The 10,662-nt window shown below is 71.5% G+C and carries 8 protein-coding genes; 3 read left to right on the top strand and 5 right to left on the bottom strand.

The window, feature by feature from the left end; all coding sequences use genetic code 11:
- Nucleotides 1–100: 100 nt before the first annotated feature.
- Entirely contained in the window at nt 101–1,579 is a 1,479-nt protein-coding gene (locus ACFO0C_RS48030; RefSeq protein ID WP_378073605.1) for an NADH-ubiquinone oxidoreductase-F iron-sulfur binding region domain-containing protein, read from the bottom strand.
- The gene (locus tag ACFO0C_RS48025; RefSeq protein WP_378073604.1) at nt 1,576–3,354 is read right to left on the bottom strand and encodes a translation initiation factor III; all 1,779 of its coding nucleotides are present in this window, start codon (nt 3,352–3,354) and stop codon (nt 1,576–1,578) included. The genes ACFO0C_RS48030 and ACFO0C_RS48025 overlap by 4 nt, the downstream gene beginning before the upstream one ends.
- Before the next feature lie 382 nt (nt 3,355–3,736).
- Here ACFO0C_RS48025 and ACFO0C_RS48020 point away from each other — a divergent pair, with 382 nt between their 5' ends.
- Nucleotides 3,737–4,534 (top strand): hypothetical protein, encoded by a 798-nt coding sequence (locus ACFO0C_RS48020; RefSeq protein WP_378073603.1) that lies wholly within the window; start codon nt 3,737–3,739, stop codon nt 4,532–4,534.
- Between the two features lie 100 nt (nt 4,535–4,634).
- Nucleotides 4,635–5,261: a DUF3455 domain-containing protein gene (locus tag ACFO0C_RS48015; protein ID WP_378073602.1), complete on the top strand. Its 627-nt coding sequence runs from the start codon at nt 4,635–4,637 to the stop codon at nt 5,259–5,261.
- On the opposite strand, the gene ACFO0C_RS48010 is transcribed toward ACFO0C_RS48015, so the two are convergent.
- From ACFO0C_RS48010 to ACFO0C_RS48000, 3 genes are all read right to left on the bottom strand, one after another.
- Nucleotides 5,237–5,863, bottom strand: coding sequence for a hypothetical protein (locus ACFO0C_RS48010; protein ID WP_378073601.1), 627 nt, complete (start codon nt 5,861–5,863; stop codon nt 5,237–5,239). The genes ACFO0C_RS48015 and ACFO0C_RS48010 overlap by 25 nt on opposite strands.
- 90 nt (nt 5,864–5,953) lie before the next feature.
- Nucleotides 5,954–7,726, bottom strand: a complete 1,773-nt coding sequence (locus ACFO0C_RS48005) for a glycoside hydrolase family 6 protein (protein WP_378073600.1) — start codon at nt 7,724–7,726, stop codon at nt 5,954–5,956.
- A gap of 485 nt (nt 7,727–8,211) precedes the next feature.
- Nucleotides 8,212–8,886 (bottom strand): HAD family hydrolase, encoded by a 675-nt coding sequence (locus tag ACFO0C_RS48000; RefSeq protein ID WP_378073599.1) that lies wholly within the window; start codon nt 8,884–8,886, stop codon nt 8,212–8,214.
- A 97-nt stretch (nt 8,887–8,983) separates the two neighbouring features.
- Between ACFO0C_RS48000 and ACFO0C_RS47995 the strand changes: the two genes are divergently transcribed.
- The gene (locus ACFO0C_RS47995; RefSeq protein ID WP_378073598.1) at nt 8,984–10,507 is read left to right on the top strand and encodes a diguanylate cyclase domain-containing protein; all 1,524 of its coding nucleotides are present in this window, start codon (nt 8,984–8,986) and stop codon (nt 10,505–10,507) included.
- The last annotated feature ends 155 nt before the right edge of the window (nt 10,508–10,662 follow it).

The following is a 10,662-nucleotide window of genomic DNA, read 5'->3' as shown; positions in this document are numbered from 1 at the left end:
GGCGCCCCCGGAGCCGCGGCCGGTGTGGTCCCGCACCCGGCTGCCGCGAGGACGGCAGCCAGGGCAAGGGGCAACATCAGGCGGGGTACGCGGAACCCGCTCATGATTTCGCCGGGGTGGGCTCGGTCAGCCGCAGCGCGAGCGCCGGGCACACGTTGACCGCCTTTCGGGCGCCGTCCTCGAGCCACGGCGGCAGCGGCGTCTGCGGGAACGCCGGGAAGCCGTTGTGGTCGAGCCGGATGATCTCCGGGGCGACCGCCGAGCACAGGCCGTGCCCGTCACACCGCGACCAGTCGAGGGCCAGCTTGCGGGCGCCCTTCTCGGCCGTGTAGGGCAGCGGCAGGATGCCGCGGACCTGCTTGCCGCAGCCCTCACCGTTGGCGTGGGCCCGGACGTCCTCGTGGAAGACCTCCAGCGCGGACAGGGCGAACCGGGACGAGCCGTCCGGGTGGCTGCACGCGCCACGGCCCTTGACCATGCCGGCCGCCTGCCGCACCTGCTCGACCGCGTTACCGCCGAGCGACACCAGGGTGACCGCGCGGGCCAGGTCGGGCAGGCCGATCCGGCACGGGCCGCACTGACCGGCCGACTCACCGGCCAGGTACTGCACAACCTGCGCGACCTCGCCGACCGGGCACGTCTTCGAGCCGATCGGGATGAGCATGCCGGCGCCCAGGGTGCCGCCGACCTTCGCGAACCCCTTACGGGAGATGGTGATGGTCTTGGCCTTCTCGGCGCTCACCCACTTGCCGTGGTAACCGCCGACCAGCAGACCCGGGCCCAGGTCGGCGCCGCACATCTCCAGCACCTCCATGAGCGGGGTGCCGGTGGGTGCCTCGACGACGGCCGGCGCGGTGGCGGAACCACCGACGGTCAGCATGACCGTGCCGGGCTCCTCCGGGATGCCGACCGAGTTGTACTCCCAGGGTCCGAGCCTGGCCGCGATCGCCAGCTGCGAGTACGTCTCCGCGTTCGACAGCAGGGTGGGCAGGCCCATCACGCCGTTGTCGCTGGACCGGACCTTGCGGCCGGGCGGGATGTGCGCCTCGCCGTTGATGCCGCGGACCAGCGCACCGCCCTCACCGGAGATGAACCGGTGCGGCACCACGACGATCCGGGTCGGGCACGGCATCTGCCGCTCGGCCAGCGCGGCCGCGAGCGAGTTCTGACCGACACCGTCGTCGGCGACACCGATGACGATCTCCTCGGCGTCCAGGGCGGCGGCGGCCAGCGCCGCGCCGTCCAGGATCAGGTGCGGGCCACGGGTCAGGACCGCCTTGTCCTTCCACGACGGCGGCTCGCCCTCGGTGGCGTTGACCACGATCACCGGCGGGAGGTCCTGACGCCGGCAGGAGTCGACCACCGCGCGCACCTTGCGGGCGAACGGGAAGCCGGCGCCGCCGCGTCCGCGCAGCTCGATACGGTCGGCGAGACCGATCAGCTCACCGGAGGAGAGCGCCGCGAACCCGCCGTGCACCTCCTGGTGGGCCAGGAGGTCGAGACGGCCGTACTCGTCGTACCCGGCGGTGATCCGCGGGGTGCCGATGGCCGTGACCGGTGGAACCTGTGCCGTGCTCAATTCGCGTCCCTCGAGTCACCACGGAGCTGGGAGAAGTAGCCGTCGTCGGCGTCGTCGCGGCCCCGGCGGGCACCGCGGCCGCCTTCGTCGCGGCGGTTCCGGCGTGAGCCGCTGTCCACCAGGGTCGGGGTGTCGTCGGCAGGGTAGGCCGGGCCCTCGGAGAAGTCGACGAACTCGCTGCGGCTCTGCCGGCGGGGGGCCGGCTCCTCGTACCGGGGCTCGTCGTAGCGCTCGCTCCGGGACCGAGGGGCGGGCTCGTCCTCGTAGCGGGCGCCGCGACCACGCGGGGCGTCCTCGTACTCGTCGTCGGCACGGCGGCGACCCCGGGGACGCTCGTCGAACTCCGGTTCGCGGCGGGCCCGGGGGGCGGGCTCGTCGTCCTCGAAGCGGCGCATCCGGGCGCCGGTCGACTCCAGGTCGTCCCGGCGCATCCGGGTACCGGTGGTCTCCAACTCGTCCCGGCGCATCCGGGTACCAGTGGCCTCGAACTCGTCCCGGCGCATCCGGGTGCCGGTGGCCTCCAGATCGTCCCGGCGGCGCGAGCGGGCGGGCGGCTCGTCGTCGTCGAACCGGCGGCCACGTCCACGGCCGTCGTCGTAGGCCTCCTGCGAGCGGCCGCCACGGGAGCGCGGGGCGGGCTCGTCGTCGTACCGGTAGCGCTCCTCCTCGAGGTCGCGCCGTGACATCCGGGTCTGGGTGTCGTAACGCTCGTCGTCCTCGGCGGCACGGCGCTGCCGGGGTGCCGGGGCCTCCAGCTCGGGCTGGCGGCGGCCGCGGGGCGGGTAGTCCTCCTCGGCCGGGGCGGGAGCCGGGCTGACCGGGCGGGCCGGGGCGGCGCTGACCGGGCGGGGGGCCTGCGGCGCGGACGGCTGGTTCCAGGTCGGCGCGGACGGACCGGAGGTCGGCTGGTTCCAGGCCGGCGGGGCCATCGGGGCGGGCTGGCCGCCGGCCGGGGCCAGCAGGTCCACCGCGGGCCCGCGGGACGGGCGGCGGATCGGGGCCGAGGCGGTGGGCAGCAGCTCACCGGTCTCCTGCTGCTTGACCGCGCCGACGCCGGCCGGCGAGGCGAAGTCCTTGCGGCGGTTGAGGCTCACGGACAGGCGGACCGCGAGACCGACGACGACACCGAGGATGCACAGGACGTAGCTGACGGTGACCCAGGTGGCGGCGGGCCGCCCGGCGGACAGGCCGTGGACCAGGGCGATCGGCCACATCAGGTAGGAGATCGCGTGGATGCCGCGCCACATCCAGGGGCGGCCACGGCCGATGAACCGGGCACGGGCGATGCCGGACCAGAGGACCATCACCATGATCCAGCCGGCGATCGGGCCGAGCCCGACGTACAGGCTGTTGGGCCCCTCGGTCAGGAACGGGATCACGATGTCGATCACACCGATGTAGTCCTTGGCGAACTTCGTCCAGACGTGCAGGACGAGCGCGCCGACCGCGATCACGCCCGTGGTGCGGTGCACGGACTGCAGGAGAACACGCTGCCGGACGCTGAGCACGAGCCGGTCGGTGGCGACCAGGCCGACCATGATCGTGATCGACAGCGAGACCAGGCTGATCACACCGACGTAGTAGTCGAGATAAGCGAAGAAGTAGTAGTAGCCGACGCGACCCGGAGTGGTCATCATCGCGACGGCCCAGACGGCGGCCACGATGCTCAGGATGAGCAGGGCCACTGCTGATTTCGACGCCGGACGGGTACCGGTGGATCCGACGTCTACCGCCACCCGGGTGGCGGTTGCCTTGGTGTTCTTCGAGCGGGCCATGGACTCCTCGTTTTCCTTGGTGCGGTCACGTCCCGTGGGCGGTGGGACGCCGGCGTCCGTGGGGAACGCCCCGCGCTCAAGCGCTGTTGCTGGACCCGGTCCTCGGCGGTGCTTTCCCCTGCATGCTCCGGTCCGCGTCCTCCCCGGATTACGTGCCGGCGGCCGGTTCGGATGAACGCTCGCTCAAAATTTTGCGTAGCTGGGTGGCTACGGTGCGCGCAGGCCCACTGAGCTGCGCGAATAACCGAAAGGTTGCCGGCCTAAGGAAAAAATAAGGATCTCGGGGTGGGTGACGCGGGCCACCCGGTGAACCATTCTCGCTCACCAGGCGAACTAAGTAGTGACGACGTTTCGAGGACACGTCCTGAGAAGGGGGATCGTCATGCGTCACCGGATCGCCGCGCTCGCCGGCGCGGTCGTCGCGGGCGCTGTGCTGAACGCACTGGCATGGGTGGCCCCGGCCGCCGCCGACGTGCCGGGGTTCAGTGTCCGGGTGACGGCGCCGGACCGGTTCACCGCGGCACGCTCCGCGGAGACCCTGACCGCCGTCGTCACGTCGGAGAGCCGCCGGTGCCGCAAGGTCCGCTGGGTCCTGCTGGTGCGGTCGCAGATCGACGCCGGCCAGTTGCGGGTGACCCGGGTGGAGGAGGCCGGTGAGTTCGACACCGACACCAGCACCGAGGGTGAGACCACCACGTTCGTCGACGAGGAGCTCGACCCGGGCACGCTGTGCCGGGGCCGGACGGTGACCGGTCGCTGGCAGGTCGCCTTCGCCGGCCCCGACGGCGGTGACGTGCAGTTCGAGGCGCAGGCCTTCGACGAGCAGAACACGCTGCTGACCAGGGCGGCCGTGGGCTCCACGGTGCGCGGCCGGCAGGCCGCGTCGCCGTCGCCGTCGCCGTCCGAGTCGCCGGCCGAGGAGGAGGACGAGGACGCCGGCGCCGGTGACAGCGCGGACGACGAGAACACCGGCGCGGTGATCGACCCCACCGGCGAGGACACCGAGGCCGCCCTGGTCGCCGACCAGACCTCGCTGCTCGGGCCCGGCCTGATCGTCGGTGGCATCTGCGTGTTCCTCGGCGTGCTGCTGCTGGTGCGCCTGCGCACCCGGGCCCGGGAGGTCCGGATCCAGGAGCAGACCCTGCCGACCGGCTTCTACCGGATGCCCCCGCGCCGATAGGAGCACTTCCTCCGGGTGAAATCCCGGTGGGACGGGCCGTCGCGGGCGCCACGCGCACTAGCGTGAGGGCGCAGCGTCACCGTCCACAGGGGAGGACTCCGTGACCCAGCGCCCGTCCGCCGTGCGCCCTTTCGTCCAGCGCCGTCCCAGGGTCGCCGCCGCTTTCGGTGGCCTGGCCTTCGTGTCGGTCGCCGTGCCGGCGGGGGTCTCCTTCGCCGGGACCGACCAGGTTCCGGTCGCGGCCCCGGCACCGGCGGTGCGCGCCACCGGGTACGGCGTCGACCCCCGGGTGCCCGCCGAACTGGCCCCGCCGGCCGGCCATGTGCTGCACGCCGTGCTCAAGGCGCACGGCGTGCAGATCTACGAGTGCCGGTCTGGGGCCTGGGCACTGCTCGAACCAGCGGCCTCGCTCAGCGGCGTCACGGTGCGCTCGGTCAAGAAGGTCAGCGCCCTGCACTTCCGGGGGCCGAGCTGGCAGTCGGACCAGGACGGCTCACTGCTCGTGGGTGACCCGGCGGGCGTCGTCCGGGTCGACTCGGAGAGCCCGGGAAGCATCCCCCAGCTGCGGATCCGGGCCGGGAGCACCCGGGGGAACGGGACGTTCGGGAAGGTCACGTACATCCAGCGGCTCGACACCGTCGGCGGTGCGGCCCCGGCCGGATCCTGCGTGAACGGGACCACCGCTGTGCCGTACCGCGCGGTCTATCGGTTCTTCGTCGCGGCCTGAACCGTCTCCAGGAAGGCCCGGGCCGCCTCGACGAGCCCTTCGGGATCGTCGGCGTGGAAACGGACAGTAGTCGCGGGCTGCCCCTTGGCCTTACGGACCGGGAGCACCGTCGGCTCGGTGAGGCGCACGTCGACGCTGGTCTGGCTGGCCATCCCGAGGGAGAGCACGCCGTCCTCCAGCTGGGTCTGGCCGCCCGGCGGCATCGAGCGGCGGCGCACCTCGATCGCGGCGATCCGGTCCCACCCGACGCCGACGTCGAGGGTGATGCTGTTGCGGATGCGCAGACCCGCCGGGCCGACCAGGTGGGGGTACACCACCATGCTTGCCACCAGGCCGAACATCCAGATCAGGCCGTAGACCCCGATGAACAGGAGCACGTTCGCGACCGGGCGCCACGGGATCATCAGCTCCAGGATCGGGATCTCGATCGCGGAGACGGCGATGAAGGCGATGAGGATCATCTTGACCGCGCCGATGTATCCGAACCGGTGCGTGCCCGGCTCGACCGGGACCGGCCGCCGCAGGATCCACCGGAACAGCGCCGCCCAGAGCCTCAGCTCGTAGACGACCACGAACCGTACGAGTGCCCATACCTTCGTCACGACGACCACGGTAGGTCACGTTGCACTCGTATTGCAATAGCACTGCCGGCCGGTGCTGAGCACCGGCCGGCAGCCTTGCTGTCCATCCACTCAGAGAGCGGGGTACGCGTTCGCCATGAGCTGCGCGAACTGCGCGGGGAACCAGGCGCCCGAGATCGGGGCGTCGGCCAGCGCACCGGAGAGGCTGTTGCCGTTCCGGGCGTTACCGGTGTAGGCCGGGTCACACATCTGGTCGAAGCCCTTGCCCTCGTTGTTCGGGATGAGCTTGCTGGAGCCGTCGGACTCACCCGGCGGCTTCACCCAGACGTAGGCGTCGATACCGGCGGCCGGGGCCGCGGTCGGACGCTCGCCCAGACCGGCACCGGCCTGGTTGCACCAGTTGCCGGCGTGGATCCGGCGGTCGATGCGCGACTCGTTGACGAAGGTGTCGACGTTGGTGCTGGTGCTCGCACCGGTGGGCCGGGCCGAGCCGCCCCAGCCGTTGCGGGAGGTGTCGATCAGCATGCCGATGCCGGAGTCGAAGCCGATCGAGACCAGCTTGGACCGGAAGGCCTGCGCGAAGGTCAGCTCGTCGACGTACTGGTTCCAGTCCACCCACTTCGACTGGCGCACCGAGGTGCCGTTGACCGTCGTACCGATCGTGAAGTTGGTTTCCTTCAGCGCCGAGTAGTTGGCCGTGTTGGTGATGAAGCCGTGCACGTTCTTCACGTTGCCGGAGGCCTGGGCCGCCTGCAGCATGATGTCGGCGGTCGGGCCGAAGTTCGAGTCCCAGCCGATCCAGCCGTGGTGGGCGGCGTCGACGTAGTTGTAGACGTTGCTGATCGCGCCGAGCTTGTTCAGGGCGTAACCGATGCCCTGCACGTAGCCGCCGTTGGCCTTCATCGTGTCGCAGGTCGCCGTGGCGCCGGGCTGACCGGCGACGTTGGTGACCAGGTTCGGCAGCGAGTCGATCTCGACGATGTTGATGATCCGCAGCGACTTGTACTTCGCGTCGGCCTGGATCGCCGCGATCGGGTCGATGTAGTTCGTCTTGTAGATCGGCAGGTCGTTCACGCCGAGCTCACCGTTGGAGGCGAGCGCCGCGCAGTCCCGGCCGGGCAGGTTGTAGATGACGAACTGGATGTAGCCGGCGCCCTGCGCCAGTGCCGCGTCCAGGTGGGCGCGAACGCCCATCGAGCCGTTCGAGCTGCTGTCCGAGGTGCCGGCGATCGCAGCGGTCCGGTCGATCCAGACGGCGGTCGGGTTGTTCGACACCCGGCTACCGCCGGACACCGACTCGGCCTTGGCCTTCCACTCCGGGTTCACGTAGCCCTTGGCCCCGGCGTAGGGGTTGTCGACCTTGTTGCCCGGCGTCACCGAGGTCGACGGCGAGGGGGACGTCGACGTGGACGGTGAGGTGGAGGTGGACGGCGAGGTCGAGGTCGACGGCGACGGCGAACCCGTCGAGCCGTTGCAGACCGTGCCGTTGAGCGAGAACGACGCCGGAGCGGTGTTCGTCCCCGAGTAGTTGGCGTTGAAGCCGAAGTTCGCCGTGCCGTTGGTGGCCAGCGACGCCGACCAGCTCGGGTTGGCCGCCGTGACAGCGGTCCCGGACTGCGTGATGTTGGCGCTCCAGCCCTGGGTGATCTGCTGGTTGCCCGGCCAGGTCCAGGTGACGCGCCAGCCGCCGGAGATCGCGTCGCCGAGGTTGGTGACGGTCACGTTGCCGGTGAAGCCGGTGCTCCACGAGTTGGCCGAATAGGTGACGCTGCAACCGGCAGCGGCGCTCGCGCTGGTCGCGACGGTGATGGCGCCGCCAGCGGCGACGACGCCCACGGCAGCGGCTGCTGCCAGGGCTCGTGCGCGGGTGGGGATGGGTCTCATGAGGGCTCCTCGAGACGGGGAACGGCGTGGGAGCACGCCGGGGAACGGTCGGCAACACATCGGTGGGGATCGTTGGCCGATATGGACAGCATTCCATGGGAGCGCTCCCAGCGCAATCATTCCGAAACAGCAGGGCAATCCCAGGTTCATGACGGGGCATCGTGGCCGGTCACGGGCACGATGCGGCGCGCCGGCCACGCCCGGACGGCTCGCTGGACAGCGGCACGGAGCGCCCGCGAAGGCCGGCCGGCGGCGGCCGGACGGGCAACAGGCGGCGGGTCAGGCGGGGTGCCGACGGCCCTCCGGCGAGTCGACCGGCGGCGGGTCAGGCGGGGTGCCGACTGCCGTCGGGTGAGTCGGCCGGCGGCGGGTCAGGCGGGGTGCCGACGGCCGTCGGGTGAGCCGGCCGGCGGCGGGTCAGGCGGGGTGCCGACGGCCGTCGGGTGAGCCGGCCGGCGCGGGTCAGGTGGGGAGGCGGGTGATCGTCAGGTGAGTCCGCCGGCGGCGGGCAGGTGGGCCAGGACCACACTCAGCGGGGCCGCCTCTGCGGACGGGAGGAGCTTGGTTGCCTGCCCGAAACGGGCGTTGTGGGCGTACAGATTAGGAATTGCTACACACCGCAACCCCGCAGCCACCGCGGCCGAAACGCCGTGCGGGGTGTCCTCGAAAGCCACCGCCGCCTCGGGCGGCAGGCCGAGACGTTCCAGCGCGAGCCGGTAGACCGCCGGGTCCGGCTTGTGCGCCGCGACCTCGTCACCGCAGGCCAGGACCTCGAAACGGGCCAGGTCACCGGTGCGGGCCAGATGGCCGGCCACCCAGTCACGCGGCGAGCTGCTCGCCACCGCGAGCCGCAACCCGAGGCCTTCGGCCTCCCCCAGCCAGGCGTCCAGGCCGGCGGTCAGGCCCAGGCTGCGATGTCTCTCATTGCGGTACGCGGTACGCCGCGCGTGACTGGCCGCCCGGTCGAAACCCGGCCCGGCCGCGGCCGCGAGCAGCGCATACTTCTCGTCGGTGGTGTCGCCACCGTGGTCGGCGAAGAACGCCGACTCGTCGAGTTCCAGCCCGTGCCGCCGCCACTCGGCACGCCAGCTGTCCAGCAGGGTGGTCTCGGTGTCCATCAACAGGCCGTCGAAGTCGAAGATCAGCGCCTTGATCACCATCAAGGGATTATGAACGGCACCCGAGCGCACCCGATTTGCGACCTCCCGCAGGCAGGTCACTGCTCAACCGGGACCCCGCGGTGCCGACCCTAGGGCCATGAGCGTGGGCAGCGAGATGCACACAGCCGGTCCCGGGTTGGAAGGGGTCGGCGAGGACACGACGCCGGACCGGCAGGGGCTGATTCTGGCCGAGCTGGTGGCGTTCATGACGAAGGACACCCCGTCGGTGCAGCACGTGCTGGACCTGACGGCCCCGCACCTGACGGAGATCGCCGGGCTGACCGCGGCCACCGTCTTCGAGCTCGACTCGGAGACCGGCATGATGACCGTCAGCGCGCGGGTCGGTGAGCCGGGCCGTCGCGACCACCTGGTCGCCGGCAAGGTGTTCCGGGCGCCGGCCGGTGGAAAGCCGGTCGTCAACGGCGACCAGATGGCGATCCGCCTGCGCATCGGCGGGCAGACCGTCGGCGTGCTCCTGCTGACCGGCACCGACCTGGCCGAACTCCAGCTCGACACCATCTCGACGATGGCCCTGCACTTCGCGACCACCCTGCAGGGGCTGGCCGCCGAGAAGCAGCGTCAGTTCGTGGCGCACAGCAGCGCCACCATCCGGGAACTGTTCGAGCAGGGCATGTCGGCCGGCAACGTGGAGACCGCGGCCGAACTTCTGGCCCGCTCCTGCGCCACCGCGTTCCGCACCGAACACGCCGCGATGCACCTCATCGACGGCGAAGGGCGGATCCGGTACGTGCACGGGGTCGGGTTCTCCGACGAGATCCACCGGGCGCTCACCGACAACCTGCTCGGCAAGGCCGCCGCCGAATCGCCGGTGTGGCGCAACAGCGCCGAGAAGGGCGAGCCGATGCTCGTCGCCGACGCCAGCACCGCGAAGGTACGGGCCGGTGGGCTCACCCAGACGATCGGACTCCAGTCGTTCATCGCGATGCCGCTGCTCTCCGCTCAGGGACCGGTCGGCATGGTGATGTGCGGTGACTCCAGCGGCACCCGGGACTGGACGGCGCAGGACCGGATCCTGGCCCAGCAACTCGCCGTCGAAGGCACCCTGATCATGGACAGCGCCCGGATGCGGCAGGCCGCCGAGGTGCACATGAACGAACTCACCAAGCAGGCGTTTCACGACTCGCTGACCGGGCTGCCCAACCGCAAGATGCTCCTCGACCGCGCGTCCACCGCCGTCGAGATCGCGGCCGGCACCGGCACCCGGATGGCGCTGCTGCTGCTCGACCTCAACGGGTTCAAGCAGGTCAACGACACTGTCGGCCACCACGCCGGCGACGTGCTCCTGCAACTGGTGGCCAAACGGCTCCAGGGTGTCGTACGGCGGCCCGATCTGGTGGCCCGGCTCGGCGGCGACGAGTTCTCGGTGCTGCTCACCGGCGACCCGGACGAGAAGGCGGCGATCGGCGTCGGTGACCGCATCTGTGAACGGCTCCGGGAGCCGTTCGACATCGAAGGGGCGCCGGTCCGGATCGGCGCCAGCATCGGGGTGGCCCTGTTCCCGGAGCACGGTACCGACTTCGCCGTCCTCATGCGGGAGGCGGACGCCTACATGTACCAGGCGAAACGTGGAGGCGGCGGAGTCCGGCTCGCCGGGAGCTGACCTTCGGCGGCGCGGTCCGGCTTCGGCAGCTGTCCCTCCACGGCGCGGGGCGGCTTTCGCAGCGCGGGCCAGCCTCGGCAGCTGTCCCTCCACGGCGCGGGGGCGGCTTTCGCGGCGCGGGCCGGCTTTCGCGGCGCGGGCCGGCTTTCGCGGCG

The organism is Actinoplanes subglobosus (genome assembly GCF_042650585.1).
GTDB classification, from domain to species: domain Bacteria; phylum Actinomycetota; class Actinomycetes; order Mycobacteriales; family Micromonosporaceae; genus Actinoplanes; species Actinoplanes subglobosus.
This window is presented reverse-complemented; position numbering and strand designations above follow the sequence as displayed.